The sequence below is a fragment of the Streptomyces sp. URMC 129 genome, assembly GCF_051386415.1.
In the GTDB taxonomy this organism is placed as follows: domain Bacteria; phylum Actinomycetota; class Actinomycetes; order Streptomycetales; family Streptomycetaceae; genus Streptomyces.
In genome coordinates this window covers 1-21,233 of record NZ_JBPQTQ010000114.1, presented here as the reverse complement: position 1 = coordinate 21,233, position 21,233 = coordinate 1, and the positions used below count along the sequence as shown (strand labels likewise).

At 71.3% G+C, this 21,233-nt stretch carries 17 protein-coding genes and 1 pseudogene; 9 read left to right on the top strand and 9 right to left on the bottom strand.

Features of this window, described 5'->3' with window-relative positions; translation table 11 throughout:
• Together ACSNOC_RS21440 and ACSNOC_RS21435 are read right to left on the bottom strand one after the other, a co-directional pair.
• A pseudogene (locus ACSNOC_RS21440) lies at window positions 1-632 on the bottom strand (hypothetical protein); the annotation flags it as partial.
• Between the two features lie 51 nt (window positions 633-683).
• A complete protein-coding gene (locus ACSNOC_RS21435; protein WP_436749153.1) occupies window positions 684-3,017 on the bottom strand; it encodes a DUF6049 family protein in 2,334 nt (777 codons plus the stop codon).
• A gap of 87 nt (window positions 3,018-3,104) precedes the next feature.
• Between ACSNOC_RS21435 and ACSNOC_RS21430 the strand changes: the two genes are divergently transcribed.
• Window positions 3,105-4,601, top strand: a complete 1,497-nt coding sequence (locus tag ACSNOC_RS21430; RefSeq protein WP_436749152.1) for a CCA tRNA nucleotidyltransferase — start codon at window positions 3,105-3,107, stop codon at window positions 4,599-4,601.
• Window positions 4,602-4,652: 51 nt separating this feature from the next.
• On the opposite strand, the gene ACSNOC_RS21425 is transcribed toward ACSNOC_RS21430, so the two are convergent.
• Genes ACSNOC_RS21425 through ACSNOC_RS21415 form a run of 3 tightly spaced genes read right to left on the bottom strand, consistent with a single transcriptional unit; the run spans window position 4,653 to window position 10,211 of the window.
• Window positions 4,653-5,960: an MFS transporter gene (locus ACSNOC_RS21425; RefSeq protein ID WP_436749151.1), complete on the bottom strand. Its 1,308-nt coding sequence runs from the start codon at window positions 5,958-5,960 to the stop codon at window positions 4,653-4,655.
• 8 nt (window positions 5,961-5,968) lie between these two features.
• Window positions 5,969-7,456: a glycosyltransferase family 87 protein gene (locus ACSNOC_RS21420; protein WP_436749150.1), complete on the bottom strand. Its 1,488-nt coding sequence runs from the start codon at window positions 7,454-7,456 to the stop codon at window positions 5,969-5,971.
• 46 nt (window positions 7,457-7,502) lie between these two features.
• Complete coding sequence (locus ACSNOC_RS21415) at window positions 7,503-10,211, bottom strand: transglycosylase domain-containing protein (RefSeq protein WP_436749149.1); 2,709 nt, start codon at window positions 10,209-10,211, stop codon at window positions 7,503-7,505.
• 400 nt (window positions 10,212-10,611) lie between these two features.
• Between ACSNOC_RS21415 and ACSNOC_RS21410 the strand changes: the two genes are divergently transcribed.
• Both ACSNOC_RS21410 and ACSNOC_RS21405 read left to right on the top strand, forming a co-directional pair.
• A complete protein-coding gene (locus ACSNOC_RS21410) occupies window positions 10,612-11,232 on the top strand; it encodes a PadR family transcriptional regulator (RefSeq protein WP_436749148.1) in 621 nt (206 codons plus the stop codon).
• A 54-nt stretch (window positions 11,233-11,286) separates the two neighbouring features.
• Window positions 11,287-12,369 (top strand): inositol-3-phosphate synthase, encoded by a 1,083-nt coding sequence (locus tag ACSNOC_RS21405; protein WP_436749147.1) that lies wholly within the window; start codon window positions 11,287-11,289, stop codon window positions 12,367-12,369.
• A gap of 131 nt (window positions 12,370-12,500) precedes the next feature.
• On the opposite strand, the gene ACSNOC_RS21400 is transcribed toward ACSNOC_RS21405, so the two are convergent.
• From ACSNOC_RS21400 to ACSNOC_RS21390, 3 genes are all read right to left on the bottom strand, one after another.
• Complete coding sequence (locus tag ACSNOC_RS21400) at window positions 12,501-13,544, bottom strand: alanine racemase (protein WP_436749146.1); 1,044 nt, start codon at window positions 13,542-13,544, stop codon at window positions 12,501-12,503.
• Between the two features lie 43 nt (window positions 13,545-13,587).
• Window positions 13,588-14,706 (bottom strand): lipid II:glycine glycyltransferase FemX, encoded by a 1,119-nt coding sequence (locus ACSNOC_RS21395; RefSeq protein ID WP_436749145.1) that lies wholly within the window; start codon window positions 14,704-14,706, stop codon window positions 13,588-13,590.
• Window positions 14,707-14,782: 76 nt separating this feature from the next.
• Window positions 14,783-15,106: a hypothetical protein gene (locus ACSNOC_RS21390; protein ID WP_436749144.1), complete on the bottom strand. Its 324-nt coding sequence runs from the start codon at window positions 15,104-15,106 to the stop codon at window positions 14,783-14,785.
• Window positions 15,107-15,311: 205 nt separating this feature from the next.
• Here ACSNOC_RS21390 and rpsF point away from each other — a divergent pair, with 205 nt between their 5' ends.
• From rpsF to rplI, 4 genes are all read left to right on the top strand, one after another.
• Entirely contained in the window at window positions 15,312-15,602 is a 291-nt protein-coding gene (rpsF, locus tag ACSNOC_RS21385) for a 30S ribosomal protein S6 (protein WP_436749143.1), read from the top strand.
• A gap of 120 nt (window positions 15,603-15,722) precedes the next feature.
• Window positions 15,723-16,283 (top strand): single-stranded DNA-binding protein, encoded by a 561-nt coding sequence (locus tag ACSNOC_RS21380; protein WP_436749142.1) that lies wholly within the window; start codon window positions 15,723-15,725, stop codon window positions 16,281-16,283.
• A 55-nt stretch (window positions 16,284-16,338) separates the two neighbouring features.
• Window positions 16,339-16,575 carry a 30S ribosomal protein S18 gene (gene rpsR, locus ACSNOC_RS21375; RefSeq protein WP_003978893.1) on the top strand — a complete coding sequence of 79 codons (237 nt, stop codon included), beginning with the start codon at window positions 16,339-16,341 and terminating at the stop codon, window positions 16,573-16,575.
• A gap of 23 nt (window positions 16,576-16,598) precedes the next feature.
• A complete protein-coding gene (gene rplI, locus ACSNOC_RS21370; protein ID WP_436749141.1) occupies window positions 16,599-17,048 on the top strand; it encodes a 50S ribosomal protein L9 in 450 nt (149 codons plus the stop codon).
• Between the two features lie 106 nt (window positions 17,049-17,154).
• On the opposite strand, the gene ACSNOC_RS21365 is transcribed toward rplI, so the two are convergent.
• A complete protein-coding gene (locus tag ACSNOC_RS21365) occupies window positions 17,155-18,486 on the bottom strand; it encodes an MATE family efflux transporter (RefSeq protein ID WP_436749140.1) in 1,332 nt (443 codons plus the stop codon).
• Window positions 18,487-18,898: 412 nt separating this feature from the next.
• Between ACSNOC_RS21365 and dnaB the strand changes: the two genes are divergently transcribed.
• The gene (gene dnaB, locus ACSNOC_RS21360; protein WP_436749139.1) at window positions 18,899-20,365 is read left to right on the top strand and encodes a replicative DNA helicase; all 1,467 of its coding nucleotides are present in this window, start codon (window positions 18,899-18,901) and stop codon (window positions 20,363-20,365) included.
• Window positions 20,366-20,401: 36 nt separating this feature from the next.
• Window positions 20,402-21,233, top strand: an 832-nt coding sequence (locus tag ACSNOC_RS21355; protein ID WP_436749138.1) for a carboxylate-amine ligase, incomplete at its 3' end; no start/stop codon positions are given.

Below are 21,233 nucleotides of genomic sequence, written 5' to 3'. Positions count from 1 at the left end.
CTCATGAGCAGCCCGGGGGAGCCGCCGGGAGCCGGTTCCTGGTCGCGGAAGAGGTGCGCGAACGCGTCGTCGATGTCGGGGCGCCGGTCCTCCCGAGGTCCGGGGTGGCTCTCCCCCGGGCTGCTCATGAGTCCGTCGGTGCCCGTGTACGGGGTCCTCGCCGGGTCGTCCCCGTGCGGCAGGCGGTGGGAGAGGCCGTCCGGCCCGGGCGCGGGCGGGGGCGCCCAGCCGCGCGGGTCCGGGGCGTAGGGGGCGGCCGGCTGCTGGTACAGCCCGGACTGGTCGTACGGTGCCTGCCCGGCCCCCTCCTGTGCCAGGGGGTCGTGGGGCGCGTAGGGGGCGTGCCGGTAGCCGTCCGCGAGGTACGGGTCGTAGGCGGACGACGGGGCGTGGCCCTGCCGCGGGTCCGGCTGCTGCTGGTAGCCGGGAGGCCCGTAGCCGTGCGCCTCCTCGGTGTACGCGGACTCGCCGTGCGCCGGGTCGCCGTACCCGGGGTCGGTGTGCGGGTCGTAGGCCCGGGGATCGTAGCCGTGCGGCTGCTCGGGGTGGTGGCCCTGCTGGTTCTCCGGCCAGCCGGACGGATCTCCGGCACCCGGCGCCTGGCCGCGTTCACGGTCATATGGCGCTTGCATCGCTACCCCACCTCGAATTCCCGGGCCGGCGGTGACCCTCCGGCCGGCGGCTCACTCGTTGGGGTCCAGCCTCTCACTCCGCGGCGGGGTGTCGCTGACGTCCGCACCGGTGTCGGGGGCGCTGTCGTCCCCGGAGGCGTCCGCCTCCGGGGACGGGTTGGTGTCCGTGCCGCCCGCCGCGGCGGCCTTGCGGGCCGCGCGCTTGCGCTGGCTGTACATCCGGATGCCCGCGAGGACCGTGAGGAGAATGCCGCCGGCGATGACCATCATCACCTCGGACGTGATCTCCGTGACGTCGGCCTCGAAGGTGATCTGCTCGCCGTACGGCTTGCCGTCGCTGGTGTAGAGGCGGGCGGAGAGCGGCATCAGGCCGTTGGCGCGGGCGGTGGCGGAGAACTTGACCGACTGGCTGTGGCCGCCGTTGATCCGCACGTCCTGCGGGGTGCTGACCTCCAGGCCGAGCTGCCGGTGGGAGGTCAGCCGCAGCTCCAGGTTGTGGACGTCCTGCACCAGGTTGTTCTGGACGGTGACCGGGATGGTGGCGCTGCGGCCGGACAGGGTGATGTCGGACTTCGGGATCAGGTGGACGCGCTCGGTGAGCGCGACCAGGCCCTCCTGTACGGCGTCGCCGTACTCGTCGGCCTCCTCGCCGTTCCCGCGCCAGGAGGTGGACATCTCCCGCCGGATGGCGTTGCCGAAGGGGACGTCGACCCGGTCCGGCTGGGTGAGGATCACCAGGAAGTCCTCCAGGGTGCGCTGGGTCTCGCGCATCGACTGGAAGGTGCTGGTGGACAGCTCGTGCTCCCGCAGCTCCTCCGGGTACTCCGCGGCGGTTGGCACCTCGCGGTTCGCGGTCGGGTCGGGCTCGGCCTCGGCGGCGTCGGACAGGTCGGCGAAGGCGACCCAGTGGCCGTTGTCCTGGAGGTCGCTGATGGCGGTGGCCATGGCCTGCGCCTGGGCGGCCGTGGGCATCCGCTGGGGGGCCAGCACGACGCTGCGCTCGTTGGCGGGCTCCTCCAGCGTGATCGCCAGCGTCTGGGCCAGGAGCTGCTGCCCGGCCAGCGCGGCGGACCCGGTGCGGGTCATGTCGCCCTCGAAGAGGGTGGAGAGCCGGGCGTCCGCGACGATCGCCGTGGTGCCGCCGCCGATCGGGCGGGCGGCGGTGGGGGTGTAGGACAGGCCGCCGGGGCGGAGGCTGTCGCTGCGGGCGATGACGTTGGTGGCGCCCGCCGAGGTCGCCACGGAGACGATGGACGGGTCGATGGCACCCTCCACCGGCCAGGCGAAGTCGGTGACGGGCTCGCTGTCCACGAGGACCGTCTCCACGGTCGAGGCGGACGTCTCGGAGGCGGTGGCGAACTGGGACAGGGCGCCTTGCACGTCCAGGCCCTGGTGGGCCAACGACGCGATGTCGGGGTCCCCGAAGGGCAGGGCGACGACCTCGTCGTCGGCCACCGCCTCCTTGAGCATCTGAAGCCACGCCAGGGCCTCGTCCTGGCCGTCGCCCGGTACCAGGCCGGCGTCCGTCTCCACCAGGTACTCCTCGCGCATGGCGTCCACGGAGGCGAGGAGGTCGGGGTCGATCACCCAGGTGACGGGGAGGTCGGCGCCGAGGGACACGAGCTGGTACAGCCGGCCGCCGGGGGAGATCTCGTGGAGCAGGTCGTCGTTCCGGAAGGCCGGGGTCTGCTCCTCGTCGGCATCCGTCTGGGACGTCAGGTGGGTGGTGGAGATCAGCGGCCACAGCACGGTCAGTTGGGTCTGCGGGGAGTCGGCGGCGGCTTCCGGCTGCCAGGGCAGCAGCGTGCGGCCCGCGCCCAGGATCCGGTCCCCCCAGCGCTCCGCCTCGGTCTGCCCGGTCAGGCCGACGGCGAGCTGGTAGACCCCGGCCTCGTCCAGCGCCAGCTCGGAGACCGGGACCTGGAGCGAGAACGTGGTGGACATGCCGGGCTGGATCGTGCCGATGTCCTGGCCGTGTCCCTCCACTATCTGGCCGTCGAGGGTGAAGTCGAACCCGGTGCGGGCGACGGCCTGGTCGATGGCGGAGCGGCTCGCCAGGGGCACTCCCTCGCGTGCGGCGACCGAGCTGTCGACGATCGGGGAGTCACCCTCGTTGGTGATGGTGCCGCGGATGGTGAGGGTGTCGCCCTCTCCGGGCACCGTGGGGCCGAGGTCGGTGATCGAGAGGGTCGCCGTCCGGTGGCCGGTGCCCGGCTCCTCGCCGGGGGCCGCGGCACTCGCTTCCGGGACGGAGGCCAGTCCGGTGAGCAGGGGAAGGGCCACCACCGCGGCCAGCAAGGAGGCCAGCCGCCGACCGCCGCGCCTCCGCATCCCCGACACCGTCACGCGCCAGCCCCGTTCCCTGGAGTCCTCAACCGACCTCATGGTAACGATGATCGGCCTGCCGGAGTGCCGCGGACGGGGGCACCGGGGGGCGCCCGGGGCCTACGCCGCCACGTACGCTGTGCTGTTGTGCCGAACGACAGGAAAGACCCTCAGCCCCGCCAGGCGACGGCCGGACTCGGCCAGGTGCAGCGGCGGGCCGTGAGCGAGCTGCTGCGCGTCTCCCCCATCGCCGATGATCTCGCCACCCGCTTCCAGCAGGCCGGGTTCTCCCTGGCCCTGGTGGGCGGATCGGTGCGCGACGCGCTGCTGGGGCGGCTCGGCAACGATCTGGACTTCACCACCGATGCCCGGCCCGAGGACGTCCTGCGCATCGTGCGGCCCTGGGCGGACGCCGTGTGGGAGGTCGGGATCGCGTTCGGCACGGTGGGCTGCCGCAAGACCGCGCCGGACGGCGCGGCGGACGGCGGGCACAAGGACTACCTGCTGGAGATCACCACCTACCGGTCCGAAGCCTACGACCGGACGTCCCGCAAGCCGGAGGTCGTCTACGGCGACTCCCTGGAGGAGGACCTCCTGCGCCGGGACTTCACGGTCAACGCCATGGCCGTCGCCCTGCCGCAGAAGGAGTTCGTCGACCCGTACCACGGGCTCACCGACCTCGCCGAGCGCGTCCTGCGCACCCCCGGCACCCCCGAGGAGTCGTTCTCCGACGACCCGCTGCGCATGCTCCGCGCGGCCCGGTTCGCCGCCCAGCTCGACTTCGCCGTGGCGGAGCCCGTGCGGGCCGCCATGGCGGACATGGCCGACCGGATCGACATCGTCTCCGCGGAGCGGGTCAGGGACGAGTTGAACAAGCTCTTCCTCAGTGACCACCCGCGCAAGGGCATCACGCTGCTCGTGGAATCCGGCCTCGCGGAGCGGGTGCTGCCCGAGGTACCCGCGCTGCGCCTGGAGCGCGACGAGCACCACCGGCACAAGGACGTCTACGAGCACAGCCTGACCGTGCTGGAGCAGGCGATCGCCCTGGAGAACGGGGAGCCGGACCTCGTGCTGCGGCTGGCGGCCCTGCTGCACGACATCGGCAAGCCGAGGACGCGGCGGTTCGAGAAGGACGGCCGGGTCTCCTTCCACCACCACGAGGTGGTGGGCGCCAAGATGGTCAAGCAGCGCATGACCAAGCTGAAATACCCCAACGAGATGATCAAGGACGTGGCGCGGCTGGTCGAGCTGCATCTGCGGTTCCACGGCTACGGCACCGGCGAGTGGACCGACTCCGCCGTGCGCCGCTACGTCCGCGACGCCGGTCCCCTGCTGGCCCGGCTGCACAAACTGACCCGCTCCGACTGCACCACGCGGAACAAGCGGAAGGCCCTGGCGCTCTCCCGTGCCTACGACGGCCTGGAGGAGCGGATCGAGCAGCTCAAGGAGCAGGAGGAGCTCGACGCGATCCGGCCGGACCTCAACGGCAACGAGATCATGGAGATCCTCGGGATCGGCCCGGGCCCGCAGATCGGCAAAGCCTACCGGTACCTGCTGGAGCTGCGGCTGGAGCGCGGCCCGCTGGGGCGCGAGGGCGCGATCGCCGCGCTCAAGGAGTGGTGGACGGCGCAGACCGCCGAGTGAGCCGCCGGGTCGTGTCGTGCTCTCTTCCTTCGCCGTTCCTCCTCCGCCGTTTCACGTGAAACGGCGGAGGACGCGGTAGGTCATGACGGCGGTCGTGGCGTAGAGCGCGGACACGGTCAGCAGCAGCACGGCCGAGCGGCCGTCCGACGGCAGTATCAGGGCGGCGAGACCGGCCGAGCCGACGAACGCCATGTTGAAGATCATGTCGTAGAGGGAGAACACCCGGCCCCGGAAGGCGTCGTCCACGGCCGACTGGACCACGGTGTCGGTCACGATCTTGGCGCCCTGCGTCACCAGCCCGAGGACGAACGCCGCGACGATCATCGGCACCGGCCGGAACGGCAGCCCCAGGCTCGGCACCAGCACCGCCGCCAGCGCGGCGCACGCCGTGAACCAGCCGAGGCGCCCCAGCCGTGCCACCGCCCAGGGGGTGACCACCGCGGCGGCGAAGAACCCGGCACCGGAGACGCCGAGGGCCGCCCCCAGCCAGGCCAGCCCGCCGCCCCCGCCGTCGCCGTCGTCCGACCAGGCGTAGCGGCAGAGCATGAGCAGGGTCACCAGCAGCGCCCCGTAGCAGAACCGCATCATGCCCAGTCCGCCCAGCGTCCAGGCCGCCATGGGCCGCTCGCGCAGATGTCTCAGCCCGGCGGCCAGTCCCCGCGCGGTGTCCAGCACCGCCGCGCCCAGCCTCCCCGGCATCGTGCCTTCGTCCGGGCCGAGCAGGCCGGGCGCCATGCGCAGTGCCGCGAGGCCGGCCAGGAGATAGAAGGCGACCGCGACCAGCAGGGCGAGCGCGTTCTCGACTCCCTGGCTGCGCGCCAGCATCTGCACCACGAAGCCCGCGCCGCCACCGGCGGTGGAGGCGAGGGTGCCGGCGGTGGGCGAGAGCGCGTTGGCCACGACCAACCGCTCGCCGTCCACGACATGGGGGAGTCCGGCGGAGAGTCCCGCCAGGATGAAGCGGTTGATGGCGGTGACCGACAGGGCGGAGAGGTAGAAGAGCCAGTCGGGCACGCCGGACAGCACCAGGGCGCAGGTCCCGGCCGCCAGCACGCTCCGCAGCAGATTGCCGTGGAACAGCACCTGGCGGCGACGCCATCGGTCGAGCAGGACTCCGGCGAAGGGCCCGAGCAGCGAGTAGGGGAGGAGCAGGATGGCCATGGCGGCGGCGATGTCCGCCGCGGTGGTCTGCTGCTCGGGGGAGAAGACCACATAGGTGGCGAGGCCGACCTGGAAGACCCCGTCGGCGAATTGGGAGAGCAGCCGGACGTTCAGCAGGCGCCGGAAGCCGGGGAAGCGGAGCAGGGCACGCAGGTCGGTCAGCACGGTGGCGCGTTGCCCCGTTCCCTCACGTTTCACGTGAAACGTCATGGGCCGGGCTCGGTGCCGGCCCCCGCCGGAGGCCGGGGAGAAGTGCCCCAGTCGACGAAGGCGGCTGGCGCGGGCGCGGCGGGGGGCTTCCGGCGCAGCGTGACGACGTCGGCGGCCCCGTCGAGCACGCCGCCGCCGGGGTCGTCGGACCCGTCGCGGCGGACGACGTCGTGCTCGGGCCGCAGCACGTCGCGGACGACCAGGGCGCACAGATACGCCGTCCCCAACAGGTGCACGGCGATGGCGAGTTGATAGCCGCCGGTGGGCAGCCCGTGCTGGTCCTCGGTGTGGAGGTACGCGAGGTACATCCAGATGCCCAGGTAGTACAGCACCTCGCAGCTCTGCCAGATGAGGAAGTCGCGCCAGCGGGGGCGGGCCAGGACGGCCAGCGGGATCAGCCACAGCACGTACTGCGGGGAGTAGACCTTGTTGGTGAGGACGAACAGGGCGACGACGAGGAAGGCGAGCTGGGCCAGCCGCGGCCGGCGGGGCGCGGCCAGGGCCAGGAGGGCGAGGGCGGCGCAGCCCAGGGCGACGAGCACGGTCGCGTAGGTGTTGACCGCGCCGAGGTCGGCGTCGGTGCGCTGGGAGATGATCAGCCACACGGAGCCGAAGTCGACGGGCCGCTCCTCGCTGAAGGTGTAGAACTCGGCCCAGCCCTCCCGGGCCGGGATCATCACCGGCACGTTGACCGCGAGCCAGGCGCCCGCCGCGCCCGCGGCGGCGGCGCGGAACTCCCGCCACCGCCCGGCGCGCCAGCACAGCACCAGCAGGGGGCCCAGCAGCAGCACCGGGTAGAGCTTCGCGGCGGTGGCCAGGCCCAGCAGGACCCCAGCGGCGAAGGAGCGGCTGCGGGACCACATCAGCAGGGAACAGCAGGTCAGGGCCCCGGCCAGCAGGTCCCAGTTGATCGTGGCGGTCAGCGCCAGCGCCGGGGAGAGGGCGACCAGCAGACCGTCCCAGGGGCGGTCGCGGTGGATGCGGGTCACGCAGACGGCGATGATGACGGCACAGATCAGCAGCATCCCGGCGTTGACCAGCCAGTAGATCTGCCCGGGGCTCGGGTCGGTGGACTCCGCCGGTGTCAGCCAGGCCGCGACCTCCATGAACAGGCCGGTGAGCACGGGGTATTCGAGGTACTCCATGCCGCCGGACAGCTCCGCCGGGATGGGGTCGAAGTACGGCACGAGCCCGTCGGCGAAGCCCCGCCCCTGGTAGAGGTGCGGGATGTCGGAGTAGCAGGCGTGGGTGTACTGGTCGGCCGGACCGCGGAACCAGCCGCTGTCGTAGCACGGGGCCTTCTGCGCCATGCCGAGGGCGAACATCCCGATCAGCACCAGCGCCACGACCCGCACCGGGCTCCACCAGCCGCCGGCGGACACGGCGCGCCGGCCGGCCGGTCCGCCGATCAGCTCACTGCCCGCGGCGGCCGTGTCGTCCTGGACGGTGGGCCGCGCCGCCGAGCGCGGAGGGGGATGCACCATGCCCACATCCTGCCGCACGGCCCACCGTCAGAGGGTCAGGGCACAGCTATCCCGTGCCGCCGAACAGTCCTCCGTCCGTCCCCTGGTTGCCGTTCCCGATGTCGGAGCCCTGGTCCGTGCCCGTGTCGGTGCCCGTGTCGGTGCCCTGGTCGGCGCCTTCGTCCGTGCCCTGGTCGGTGCCGGTGTCCGTGCCGCCGTCCGAGCACGACGGGTCGAACGGGACGCACGTGTCGGTGGGCTCCGGTGTGGTGGGCTCCGGGATAGTCGGTTCGTCGGAGGGCTGTCCCGAGTCGTCCGGCGTCTGGCTCTCCTCCGGCTCCTCGGTCTCGCCCGGCTCCTCGGTCTGCTGTGGCGGCGGGGCCGGGCTCTCGGCGCCGCCGCCCCAGTGGGTCTCGCCGATTTCGCCCGGCTCGGGGAACTCCTCCACCGGATCGTCGGCGGTGGCCTCCTGCATGAAGGCCAGCCAGATGTCGAGCGGCAGCGAGCCACCGTTGATGCGCTCCCGGTCGGCCGTGCCGTACATCGGCATGAAGCCCATCTGTTCGTCCCCGACCAGGTCCTCCTGGGACTCGGGGAGCCGCCACATGCCGATGGCGGTGGACAACTGGCGGGTGTAGCCGACGAACCAGGCGCTCTTGTTGTCGTCCGTGGTGCCGGTCTTGCCGGCCACCGGGCGGTCCAGGGCCTGGGCGGGCTGGGCGCTGCCGTCGTCGCCCTCCACCACCTCGGTCAGCACGTCGGTCACGTTGTCCGCCACGGCCGAGTCGAATGCCTGGGTCGTCTCCGAATCGTGTTCCCAGGTGAACGGCAGGCGGCTGTTCTCCACCCTGGTCACCGAGTACGGCTCGGCCTGCTCGCCGCTGGCGGCGAACGTCGCGTAGGCCGACGCCATCCGGATGGGGCCGGGGGTGGAGACGCCCAGCGCGAACGTGGGCACGCTGTCGTCCGCCCGGCCGAGGCTCTCCTCGCGCAGGCCCGCGTCCATCGCCGCTTCCGCGACCGTCGCCGGCCCGACGTCCATGCCGAGCTGCACGAACGGCGCGTTGGCCGAGACCTCCATGGCCTCGCGCAGCGTGATGTCGCCCTGCGAGTGGCCCTCGAAGTTGTTCTGCCGCCACTCGACCGGCTCGCCCGTCTCCTCGTCGTCGACCATGACGGGCTCACCGTTGTAGTTGTAGATGAGCATCTCGTCCTCGCTGCGGTACACGCTGTCGGGCGAGAGGGGGGTGCGCTGGTCCGCGTCCTGGACGGGTGGGCCCTCGGGATCCCTGATGCCGTCGCGCATGGCCGCGGCCAGCACGAACGGCTTGAAGGTGGAGCCGACCTGGGCGCCGGGGTTGTCCGCGTTGTTGACGTAGTGCTCGGTCCAGTCGACGCCGCCGTAGATCGCGCGGATCGCGCCGTCCCCCGGCACGACCGCCGCGCCGCCGAACTGGACGTGCCGGTCCTCGTCGCGCGCCTCGGGGTCGATGTTCTCCTCGCGTACCTGCTCGACCGCGGCCTCCATCTGGTCCACCATCTCCTCGTTGAAGGTGGTGTAGATCTGGTAGCCGCCGGCGTCCAACTGCTCCTGGGTGAGGATGTCGTGCGAGATCAGGTACTTGTCGACCAGGTCCGTCAGGTAGCCGATCTGCCCGGCCTTCTCCATGGCCTTGGTCGGCGGGTTCGGCTGCGGGAAGCCCGCTTCGGCGATCTCCTGGCGCTCCTGCGCGGACAGGCCGTCACCGACCTCGACCCGCCGGTCCAGCACCCAGGCCCACCGCTCCTCCGCGCGCTCCAGGTTGGCCTGGTTGACGCCCTCGGTCTCGCCGCCCGCGTACGGGTCGTACAGGTCGGGGCCCTTGAGCAGGGAGGTCAGGAACGCGCACTCGCTGGCGTCGAGGTCTTTCGCGTCCTTCCCGTAGTACGCCTGGGCGGCGGCCTGGATGCCGTAGGCGCCGCGGCCGAAGTACGAGGTGTTGAGGTACCCGGCGAGGATGTCCTCCTTGGTGAACTCCGCGCCCACCTTGACCGACAGCAGCAGCTCACGCGCCTTGCGCTCCAGCGTCTGGTCCTGCGTGAGGTACATGTTCTTCACGAACTGCTGGGTGATGGTCGAGCCCGACTGGGTCTCGCCGCCGCGCGCCATGTTCACCACGGCCCGGCCGATGCCCATCAGGTCGATGCCGGGGTCCTCCCAGAAGGTCGCGTTCTCGGCCGAGGTCACCGAGTCCTGCATGTCCTTCGGGATGTCCTGGAGATCCAGGTTCTGCCGGTTGACGTTGCTCTCGCCGGCGACGACCATCCGGGAGCCGTCTTCCCAGTAATAGACGTTGCTCTCCTGGACGGCCATGTCGTTGGCCGTGGGGATGTCCGTCATGGCGTACGCGATGCCGATCAGGCCGAGCAGCAGCGCGAAGAACGCGACGCAGGAGCCCAGCACCTGCTTCCACGACGGCACGAAGCGCCGCAGCCCGCTGTACCCGGACCGCGGGTAGTCGATGAACCGCGTGCGCCTCGCCGCCTCGGCCCGCCGGCGTCGGCCGCCCCCGGCCACGCCCTCGGCGCCGCTGGCCGCCCGCCGCCGCCCGCCGCCCCGCTGCGCGGCCCGCCTGGCCTCCGCCCGGCTGCCGTACGGCCGGTCCGGTGTCGCGCCCGGGGCCGCGCCCGGCGAACCGCCCGCGGGCGGCACGGGCGGGGGCGACGCCCGGCGGCCTGACGGGGCCGCTGCGCGACGACCGCGGCCCTGCGGCGGCTTGCGACGGTGCTCGCTCATGGGACAGCTACTCCTCGGACAGACACACGTGTCTGAAGACGGCAGGTACTTCTGGTGGCATCCAGTCCCCCGGAGTGCGGCCCGTGCCTGAGTCCGGGCGCACTGCACCTGGAACGAGGACGCCGGTCGGCGCCGCAAGGTTCCCGGCCGTGGTGATCTGCACGGGCCCAAGCCTACGCAGCCGCAAAGCGCCAACTTTCCCTGCGATCAGGGCAATACGGGCATTGCGCCCCCGCTGAAGTGAAGATGTGACCCCGCTCACCGGCGCCCCGCTTGCCCCATCCGCCCACGCGCTCTATCGTGGCGATGTATCGAGCTGATACATCGGCTCAATGCATCGCACCAACCATAAGGCTCGAAAGGCACGGCACGACCGATGAGAACGGAGGTGACCCCCCAGGTGGGCCGACGTTCCGGTGTCCTGGAGTTCGCCGTTCTCGGTCTCCTGCGCGAGTCCCCGATGCACGGCTACGAGCTGCGCAAACGGCTCAACACCTCGCTCGGCGTCTTCCGGGCGTTCAGCTACGGCTCCCTCTACCCGTGCCTGAAGACCCTGGTCCAGCAGGGCTGGCTCGCCGAGGAGTCCGGCGGCGCCGCCGACGACCCCCGCGCCACGCCCCTGTCCAACCGCCGGGCCAAGATCGTCTACCGGCTCACGGCCGACGGCAAGGAACGCTTCGAGGAGCTCCTCCGCCAGACGGGGCCCGACGCGTGGGAGGACGAGCACTTCGGCGTCCGCTTCGCCTTCTTCGGGCAGACCTCGCGCGACGTGCGCATGCGCGTCCTGGAGGGCCGGCGCAGCCGCCTGGAGGAGCGCCTCGCCAAGATGCGCGCCTCCATGGCCCGCACCCGCGAGAAGCTGGACGCCTACACCCTCGAACTGCAGCGCCACGGCATGGAGTCCGTCGAGCGCGAGGTCCGCTGGCTCAACGAGCTGATCGAGAGCGAGCGGGAAGGACGCGACCGCGGTGGGGCCCGCGAGCGCGACCCGTCGGACCCTTCCGACGACACCACCACCTAACCTCCCCGCGACGAAGCGGGGTCATGTCGAGAACACACACAGGGAGCAACCGGAATGGGTTCGGTTCGCGTAGCCATCGCCGGCGTGGGCAACTGCGCCGCATCGCTGGTACAGGGCGTCGAGTACTACAAGGACGCGGCCCCGGACAGCCGGGTCCCGGGTCTGATGCATGTCCGGTTCGGCGACTACCACGTCTCGGACATCGAGTTCGTCGCCGCCTTCGACGTCGACGCGAAGAAGGTCGGGATCGACCTCGCCGACGCCATCGGCGCCAGCGAGAACAACACCATCAAGATCTGCGACGTGCCCCCCACCGGCGTGACCGTGCAGCGTGGCAAAACCCTCGACGGTCTGGGCAAGTACTACCGCGAGACCATCGTCGAGTCCGACGCCGACCCCGTCGATGTCGTGCAGGTCCTCAGGGACACCCGCGCCGACGTGCTCATCTGCTACCTGCCCGTCGGGTCCGAGGACGCCGCGAAGTTCTACGCGCAGTGCGCCATCGACGCCAAGGTCGCCTTCGTCAACGCCCTGCCCGTCTTCATCGCCGGCACCCAGGAGTGGGCCGACAAGTTCACCGAGGCCGGTGTCCCCATCGTCGGTGACGACATCAAGTCCCAGGTCGGCGCCACCATCACCCACCGCGTGATGGCCAAGCTGTTCGAGGACCGGGGCGTCATCCTCGACCGCACGATGCAGCTCAACGTCGGCGGCAACATGGACTTCAAGAACATGCTGGAGCGCGACCGCCTGGAGTCCAAGAAGATCTCCAAGACCCAGGCCGTCACCTCGCAGATCCCGGACCGGGACCTCGGCGAGAAGAACGTCCACATCGGCCCGTCCGACTACGTGGCCTGGCTCGACGACCGCAAGTGGGCCTACGTCCGCCTCGAGGGCCGCGCCTTCGGCGACGTGCCGCTCAACCTGGAGTACAAGCTCGAGGTCTGGGACTCCCCCAACTCGGCCGGCGTCATCATCGACGCCCTGCGCGCCGCGAAGATCGCCAAGGACCGCGGCATCGGCGGCCCGATCCTCTCCGCGTCGTCGTACTTCATGAAGTCCCCGCCCGTGCAGTTCTTCGACGACATCGCCCGCGACAATGTCGAGAAGTTCATCCGCGGCGAGGTCGAGCGCTGACCCCGCACTGACCCGCGCCCGCAGGGCACCCACACGAGAAGGCGGCAGCCCCGGTCCGTTTCCGGGGCTGCCCCCTTCCCGCGCGCCACTGTGCCGGCGATTCCTCCGGCGCCTGCGCTCGGGCGATCCGCTCAGCGATCCACGATGCGATCCACGATGCGGTCCACGGTCGTGGTCGTGTGCCGCAGGATCACCCGGACCTCGTCGCCCACCTTCGGGGCCTTCGCGTCGTCCGGCACGAACAGGATCGACACCTGCATGTGCGGCGGCTCCGCGAACCACCGCTGCTTCCCGTCCCACACGAACGGCGACAGATTCCGGTTCACCGTCGCCAGACTCGCCCGCGCCATCCCCTTGGCCCGCGACGTCATCCCGTGCAGCGCCTTCGGCGCCTCCAGCCCCACGCCGTGCGACGTGCCCCCCGCCACCACCGCCAGCCACCCTGTGCCCGGCGCCTTCTGCTGCCGGTAACCGAACCGGTCCCCCTTGCCGATCGGCGTCACGTCCAGCACCGACGCCCGGTACTCCGTCGCCTGGTGGTCGCCGAGCCACAGCCGCGTCCCGATCCGCGCCCGGAAGCGCGTCTGCGGGAACTGCTGCCGCAGCCGCGCCAACTGCTCCGCCGTGAGGTGGCTGACGAACATCGTGTGCAGCGGCAACCGCGCGGCCCGCAGCCGGTCCATCCAGCCGATGACCTCCTCGACCGCGTCCGTCCCGTCCGTCCGGTCCAGCGGCAGATGGATCGCGAACCCCTCCAGCCGCACGTCCTCCAGCGCGGACTGGAGCTTTCCCAGGTCCGACGGGAGCACCCCGTGCCGCCGCATCGAGCTCATCACCTCGACGACCACCCGGGACCCCACCAGCCCGTACACCCCGTCCACGGACGACGCCGACCGGATCACCCGGTCCGGCAGCGGCACCGGCTCCTCCGTCCGCCGGTACGGCGTCAGCACCAGGATGTCCCCGCTGAACCGGTCCTTCATCGCCGCGGCCTCGTAAGTCGTGCCGACGGCCAGGGTGTCGATGTCCAGCGAGGAAATCTCCTCCGCCAGCCGGTCATGGCCGAAGCCGTAACCATTGCCCTTGCACACGGGGACCAGATCCGGGAAATCGGCGACCACCGACCGCTGGTGCGCCCGCCAGCGGTCGGTGTCGACATAAAGGGTGAGCGCCATGGCCGGAGAGACCCTTTCTTTTCGCTGCCTTGCGAGGGGAGGTTCAGCGCCGCGACATATAGATGTCGAGCGCCTTGTGGAGAATCTTATTGAGCGGGAAGTCCCACTCGCCCAGATACTCCGCCGCCTCACCGCCCGTCCCCACCTTGAACTGGATAAGACCGAAGAGGTGGTCGGTGTCCTCCAACGAGTCACCGATCCCCCGTAGGTCGTACACGTGGGCCCCGAGCGCGTACGCGTCCTGCAGCATCCGCCACTGCATCGCGTTGGACGGCCGCACCTCCCGTTTGTGGTTGGCGGAAGCCCCGTAGGAGTACCAGACGTGTCCGCCGACGATCAGCATCGTCGCCGCGGCCACCGGCTCACCCTCGTGCACCGCCAGGTACAGCCGCATGCGGTCCGGGTCCTCGGCGTTCAGCGCCCGCCACATCCGCTGGAAGTACGCCAGCGGACGCGGCCGGAACCGGTCCCGCTCCGCCGTCACCTCGTACAGCCGCTGCCACGTCTCCAGATCGTCGTAGCCGCCCCGCACGACCTCGACGCCCGCCTTCTCGGCCTTCTTGATATTCCGGCGCCACAACTGGTTGAAGCCCTTGTGGACATCCTCCAGCGCCCGGTCCCGCAGCGGAATCTGGAACACGTACCGGGGCTGCACGTCCCCGAAACCCGCGCCCTCGTCCTCCCCCTGCTGCCAGCCCATCCGCCGCAGCCGGTCCGCGACCTCGAAAGCCCGCGGCTCGATGAACGTCGCCTCCACGTCGCGCAGCCGCTTCGCGTCCGGATTCTGAATGCCCGCCTTGACCGCCGCCGCGTTCCACCGCCGGATCACCACCGGCGGGCCCATCTTCACCGAGAACGCGCCCTGCTGCTTCAGATGCGCCAGCATCGGCCGCAGCCACTCCTCAAGATTGGGCGCATACCAGTTGATCACCGGCCCCTCGGGCAAGTACGCCAAGTAGCGCTTCAGGCGCGGGATCTGCCGGTACAGCACCAGCCCCGCGCCCACGATCTCGCCACCGGGGGCGAACCAGCCCAGCGACTCCGAACGCCACTCCGCCTTCACATCCCCCCAGGCCGGCACCTGCATATGACTCGCCGAGGGCAGCGAGCGGATGTACGCCAGATGCTGCTCGCGGCTGATGGTCCTCAGGGTCAGGCTCATTCGGGGCGCTCCTCCGGCGTCAATCGCAGGGTCTGCCGGGAAGCCTAACGGCGTTGGAGCGGCCCCTGGACAGGTCCTAGCCCAACACACCCCCGAAGAGGCCGCCGTTGGCCGTGCCGAGATAGAAGCCCACGGCGGCGGCCCCGAGGCCGATCACCGCCACGAAACGCTGTGCCGTCGTCGCCGAGATCAACTGCGCCCAGCCGCCCGTCGCGATGCCCGCGAGTCCCGTCCAGGAACTGACCAGGTGCAGCCCGGGGAAGATCGCCGTGATCGCCGCCACCGCGCCCAGCAGCAGCGTCACCGTCGCGAAACGGTTCTCCACCGGGTGCGGCCTGCCGTCCGTGTTCAGCCACGCGCCCACCCGGGCCCTCGGGCCGTGGTGTGCCGTATGCGCCATGAGGCACCTCCTCGCCGCGTATCCCCGAGGTGTCCAGATTGCTACGTTTTTCCGCCGGATTTCAACCCGGGGGAGGCAAGCGGGTACGGTGTACTTTCCGCCCTCTTGGGGAACGCGCGCGTGCCCCCTGCGGAGCGGACGCATCACGACCCTCCTGCCACGGATCGTCCGTGGCCGCCCGAGTCCAGAGGAGGTGGGTTTTCGCATGCGTCACTACGAGGTGATGGTCATCCTCGACCCCGATCTCGAAGAGCGTTCGGTCTCCCCCCTGATCGAGAGCTTCCTTTCCGTCGTCCGCGAGGCCAACGGCAAGGTCGAGAAGGTCGACACCTGGGGCCGCCGCCGTCTCGCCTACGAGATCAACAAGAAGCCCGAGGGCATCTACTCCGTGATCGACCTCCAGGCCGAGCCCGCCGTGGTCAAGGAGCTCGACCGGCAGATGAACCTGAACGAGTCGGTCATGCGGACCAAGGTCCTGCGCCCCGAGACTCACTGAGCCCCGGGCCACCGGGCCTTACCGCGTGAGCAGAGCGTCCGGGTACGCCGAGTAGCACTGTCAGTGCCATACGCAATCATCGCAGCATCAGCAGTTAACCCGCGCCGAGAGGTACCCCCAATGGCAGGCGAGACCGTCATCACGGTCGTCGGCAACCTGGTCGACGACCCCGAGCTGCGCTTCACCCCATCCGGTGCGGCCGTCGCGAAGTTCCGCGTCGCGTCCACGCCCCGAGTCTTCGACCGGCAGACCAGCGAATGGCGGGACGGCGAAAGCCTCTTCCTCACCTGCTCGGTCTGGCGCCAGGCGGCGGAGAACGTCGCGGAGTCGCTCACCAAGGGCACCCGCGTCATCGTTCAGGGCCGTCTCAAGCAGCGGTCCTACGAGGACCGGGACGGAGTGAAGCGCACGGTCTTCGAGCTGGAGGTCGACGAGGTCGGCGCCAGCCTGCGCAGCGCCACCGCCAAGGTCACCCGCTCCGCCGCCCGCGGCGGCCAGGGCGGCCCCGGAGGCGGAGGCGGCGGCGGCTGGGGCGGCGGCCAGGGTGGCCAGGGTGGCCAGCAGGGAGCCCCCGCGGGCGACCCCTGGGCCACCGGAGCCCCGGCCGGCGGCCAGGGCGGCGGAGGCGGCTGGGGCGGCGGTGGTGGTGGCGGTGGCTACTCGGACGAGCCCCCCTTCTGACGGGCGCGCTCGGCCCCCGCACCCCCCTTCTGATTGATCCCACCGGAGAGACACCATGGCGAAGCCGCCCGCGCGCAAGCCGAAGAAGAAGGTTTGCGTGTTCTGCAAGGAGAAGATCTCCTACGTCGACTACAAGGACACGAACCTGCTGCGGAAGTTCATCTCCGACCGCGGCAAGATCCGTGCCCGCCGGGTCACCGGCAACTGCACCCAGCACCAGCGCGATGTCGCCACAGCTGTGAAGAACAGCCGTGAGATGGCGCTGCTGCCCTACACCTCGACCGCTCGCTAAAAGGAAAGGGGGACTGAAGCGTCATGAAGATCATCCTGACCAGTGAGGTCTCCGGCCTCGGCACCGCCGGCGACGTCGTCGAGGTGAAGGACGGATACGCCCGCAACTACCTGCTGCCCCGCGGTGTGGCCATCCGCTGGACCAAGGGCGGGCAGAAGGACGTCGAGCAGATCCGCCGCGGTCGCAAGATCCGCGAGATCGCCTCGATCGAGCAGGCCAACGACGTCAAGGCCCAGCTGGAGGGCGTCACGGTCCGCCTCAAGGTCCGCGCCGGCACCGGCGGGCGCCTCTTCGGCTCCGTCACCCCGGCCGACATCGTCACCGCGGTCAAGACCGCGGGCGGCCCCGAGGTCGACAAGCGCCGCATCGAGCTGAGCACGCCGATCAAGAGCCTCGGCACGCACCGGATCTCCGTCCGGCTGCACCCCGAGGTCGTCGCGAACGTCGGCCTCCAGGTCGACGCCGCGAAGTGACGCGGCACTGACACGGCACTGACGCGGCACTGAACAGTGTGACAGCGCCGGAAGGCCGCGCCCTCGTCGCGGGGGCGCGGCCTTCCGCTGTCCGGGGCCGCCCGCCTCAGGCCCGCACCGCGCCCGTCACCAGCCAGCGGCCGGTCCGTGCCCGGAGCGACAGCGTCACCAGCCGCACCGCCATCGACAGCCCGGCGATCGCCCACCACAGGGCGGTCACCCCGCCGCCGAGCACCGGGACGAGCAGCGCGGCCGGCGCGAACACCGCCAGCGTCAGCAGCATCGCCCCGGCCAGGTACTGCCCGTCGCCCGCGCCCATCAGCACGCCGTCCAGCACGAAGACGACGCCCGCGATCGGCTCCGTGACCGCGATGACCAGCAGCACCGGCAGCAGGTGGCTCCGCACCTCCGGGTCGCCTGTGAACAGCCGCAGGATCAGCGGGCTGGACGCCGCCACCAGCACCGCCAGCGCGGCGCCGGAGACCGTGCCCCACCACACCATCCGCCGGCACGCGGCCAGCGCGCCGGCCGCGTCGCCCGCGCCGAGGTGGCGGCCGATGATGGCCTGGCCCGCGATGGCGATGGCGTCGAGCGCGAAGGCCAGCAGGATCCACACGGTCAGCCCGATCTGGTGGGCCGCGATGTCGGTGTCGCCGAGCCGGGCGGCCACGGCGGTGGCGATGAGCAGCACCCCGCGCAGCGAGAGCGTCCGGATCAGCAGCGGCACCCCGGCCCTGGCGCCCGCGAGGATGCCGCCGGGGCTGGGCCGCAGGCCCGCGCCGTGCGCGCGGGCGCCGCGCACCACGACCCGGAGGTAGACGGCGGCCATGGCGACCTGCGCCAGCACGGTGCCCCAGGCAGAGCCGGCGATGCCCCAGCCGAGGCCGTAGAGGAACAGGGCGTTGAGGGCGATGTTCGCGGTGAAACCGCCGACGGCGACGTAGAGCGGGGTGCGGGTGTCCTGCAGGCCGCGCAGCACGCCGGTCGCGGCGAGGACGACGAGCATGGCGGGGATGCCGAGCGTGCTGATCCGCAGATAGGTGACGGCGTGCGGGGCGGCGGTGGCGGAGGCGCCGAAGGCGTCGACCAGGGCGGGGGCGGTCGGCAGCACGGCGGCGACGAGGGCGAGGCCGAGGATGACGGCGAGCCAGATGCCGTCGATTCCCTGCCGGATGGCGGCGGACAGGTCGCGGGCGCCGACGCTGCGGGCGACGGCGGCGGTGGTCGCGTAGGCGAGGAAGACGAAGACGTTGACGGTGGTGGTGAGCAGGGCGGCGGCGATGCCGAGACCGGCGAGCTGGGGGGTGCCGAGGTGGCCGACCATGGCGCTGTCGGCCATCAGGAAGAGCGGTTCGGCGACGAGCGCTCCGAAGGCGGGCAGGGCGAGCGCGAGTATCTCGCGGTCGTGGCGGCGCGTGTTCGGTGACGCTGGGGACATGGTCCGATCCAAACATCCACAGGTAATGGACGCAAGGGTCTGGTGCCCCTTACTTTTCGCGGTCTGCGGTGTGATGGTCAGCCCCGGCCGCCGCGATCTCGCCCCAAGCGGCGAAGTTTTTCCCGCACACAGGCGGTGGATGAAGAAACCGCAGGTCAGGGTGGGTGCGCGGGGACGGCGCCAAAGTTCTCCACAGGCTCGTCCCCCGGTTCGTCCACAGGAATCGCCGAGTCATCCACAGGGACCGATCTGAAATCCACATAGCCTGTGGATAACTTGGTTGGTGCTCCCCTCCGCTGGCCGTACCGTAGGTCCCCGCTCGACGCGGAATGTCAGAGCTGTGCCGTAGGAAAGAGCTGTGCCGTCGAGAGACATGACGCGGCGGCTGTTCGGCCGGGAGGAGGCGGGGTCGGTGACCGAGCTCGATGAGCATGCCGGACCCTCGTGGGACGGGGAGGCGGAGCAGCGCCTGTCCGTGTCCCGGCCGCGCCAGAGCTTCGACGAGCGGGTGGCGGCGGGGCCGGGCGACGGCGCGGACGAGGCGCGCGCGGCCTTCGAGCGGGTGCCGCCGCAGGACCTGGCGGCGGAGCAGTCGGTGCTGGGCGGCATGCTGCTGTCGAAGGACGCCATCGCGGACGTGGTGGAGGTGCTGCGCGGCCAGGACTTCTACAAGCCGGCGCACGAGACGATCTACAGCGCGATCCTCGACCTGTACGCGAAGGGCGAGCCGGCCGACCCGATCACCATCTCGGCGGAGCTGACCAAGCGCGGCGAGCTGGCGAAGGTGGGCGGCGCGGGCTATGTGCACTCGCTGGTCCACACGGTGCCGACGGCGGCGAACGCCGAGTACTACGCGGAGATCGTGCACGACCGGGCGGTGCTGCGCCGCCTGGTCCAGGCGGGCACCCGTATCACCCAGATGGGGTACGCGGCGGACGGCGACGTGGACGACATCGTCAACGCGGCCCAGGCCGAGGTGTACGCGGTCACCGAGCAGCGCACCGCCGAGGACTACCTGCCGCTGGGCGAGATCATGGAGGGCACGCTCGACGAGATCGAGGCGATCAGCAACCGCAGCGGCGAGATGACGGGCGTGCCGACGGGGTTCACGGATCTGGACTCGCTGACGAACGGGCTGCACCCGGGCCAGATGATCGTGATCGCGGCGCGTCCGGCGATGGGCAAGTCGACGCTGGCGCTGGACTTCGCGCGGGCCTGCTCGATCAGGCACAAGCTGCCGAGCGTCATCTTCTCGCTGGAGATGGGGCGGAACGAGATCGCGATGCGGCTGCTGTCGGCGGAGGCGCGGGTGGCGCTGCACCACATGCGCTCGGGCAGCATGACGGACGAGGACTGGAACCGGCTGGCGCGGCAGATGGCCGAGGTCAACGAGGCACCGCTGTACATCGACGACTCGCCGAACCTGTCGATGATGGAGATCCGGGCGAAGTGCCGCCGGCTGCGGCAGCGGAACGATCTGCGGCTGGTGATCATCGACTATCTCCAGCTCATGCAGACGGGCGGCAGCCGGCGCCCGGAGAGCCGGCAGCAGGAGGTCTCCGAGATGTCGCGGAACCTGAAGCTGCTGGCGAAGGAGCTGGAGGTGCCGGTGGTGGCGCTGTCGCAGCTCAACCGCGGTCCCGAGCAGCGGACGGACAAGCGGCCGATGGTGTCGGACCTGCGGGAGTCGGGGTCGATCGAGCAGGACGCGGACATGGTGATCCTGCTGCACCGGGAGGACGCGTACGAGAAGGAGTCGCCGCGGGCGGGCGAGGCGGACCTGATCGTGGCGAAGCACCGGAACGGTCCGACGGCGACCATCACGGTGGCGTTCCAGGGCCACTATTCGCGGTTCGTGAACATGGAGGGCGGTTTCTGACCGCTGCCGGACCGGCCGTGGGTGATGATGCGGTCCATGATCACGGTCGGCGTCGAGGAGGAGTACCTGCTGCTGGACCCGGTGCGCGGCGTTCCGGTGGCGCGGTCGGCGCGGGTGCGGGCGCTGGCGCCCGCCGGTGCGGTGGGGGCCGAGCTGCTCCAGTCGCAGGTGGAGGTGGCGACCCCGGTCTGCGCTGATCTGGCGTCGGTGGCGGCGCATCTGGCGCGGCTGCGGCGGGTGGTGGCCGCCGCCGCGGCGGCGGCCGGGTGCCGGGCGGCGGTGACGGGGTCGGTCCCGTTCGCGGGCGGTGCCGGGGACGCGGTGCCGGTGACGGACGAGCCGCGGTACCGGGCGCTGGCGCTGGACACGCCGCGGGTGATCCACGAGCACGCCATCAACGGGATGCATGTGCACGTGGCGGTGCCGGGGCGGGCGGCGGGGGTCGACGCGCTCAACCGGGTGCGGCCGTGGCTGCCGGTGCTGGTGGCGCTGGGGGCCAACTCGCCGTTCGCGCAGGGGCGGGACACGGAGTTCGCGAGCTGGCGGACGGTGGTGTTCGGGCGGTGGCCGGTGAGCGGGCCGCCGCCCGTGTTCGCGGGCGCGGAGGACTACGAGCGGCGGGTGGCGGCGCTGCTGGGTTCCGGGGTGGTGCGGGGGCGGAACCAGCTCTACTGGCAGGCGCGGCTGTCGGACCGGTATCCGACGGTCGAGGTGCGGGCGGTGGACGTGCAGCTGCGCCTGGCCGAGGCGGTGATGTTCGCCGGGCTGGCGCGGGCGCTGGTGGCGACGGCGCTGCGCGAGGGGGTGGCCGGGGCGCCCGTGCCGCGCGTGCCGCAGGAGCTGCTGGCCGCCGTGGGGTGGGGGGCGG

Excerpts from the sequence above, each read along its gene's own strand:
- ACSNOC_RS21435 (WP_436749153.1), bottom strand. The coding sequence starts at position 3,017 with ATGAGGTCGGTTGAGGACTCCAGGGAACGGGGCTGGCGCGTGACGGTG.
- ACSNOC_RS21420 (WP_436749150.1), bottom strand. The coding sequence starts at position 7,456 with ATGGTGCATCCCCCTCCGCGCTCGGCGGCGCGGCCCACCGTCCAGGAC.
- ACSNOC_RS21415 (WP_436749149.1), bottom strand. The coding sequence starts at position 10,211 with ATGAGCGAGCACCGTCGCAAGCCGCCGCAGGGCCGCGGTCGTCGCGCA.
- ACSNOC_RS21405 (WP_436749147.1), top strand. The coding sequence starts at position 11,287 with ATGGGTTCGGTTCGCGTAGCCATCGCCGGCGTGGGCAACTGCGCCGCA.
- ACSNOC_RS21400 (WP_436749146.1), bottom strand. The coding sequence starts at position 13,544 with ATGGCGCTCACCCTTTATGTCGACACCGACCGCTGGCGGGCGCACCAG.
- ACSNOC_RS21395 (WP_436749145.1), bottom strand. The coding sequence starts at position 14,706 with ATGAGCCTGACCCTGAGGACCATCAGCCGCGAGCAGCATCTGGCGTAC.
- ACSNOC_RS21390 (WP_436749144.1), bottom strand. The coding sequence starts at position 15,106 with ATGGCGCATACGGCACACCACGGCCCGAGGGCCCGGGTGGGCGCGTGG.
- rpsF (WP_436749143.1), top strand. The coding sequence starts at position 15,312 with ATGCGTCACTACGAGGTGATGGTCATCCTCGACCCCGATCTCGAAGAG.
- ACSNOC_RS21380 (WP_436749142.1), top strand. The coding sequence starts at position 15,723 with ATGGCAGGCGAGACCGTCATCACGGTCGTCGGCAACCTGGTCGACGAC.
- rpsR (WP_003978893.1), top strand. The coding sequence starts at position 16,339 with ATGGCGAAGCCGCCCGCGCGCAAGCCGAAGAAGAAGGTTTGCGTGTTC.
- rplI (WP_436749141.1), top strand. The coding sequence starts at position 16,599 with ATGAAGATCATCCTGACCAGTGAGGTCTCCGGCCTCGGCACCGCCGGC.
- ACSNOC_RS21365 (WP_436749140.1), bottom strand. The coding sequence starts at position 18,486 with ATGTCCCCAGCGTCACCGAACACGCGCCGCCACGACCGCGAGATACTC.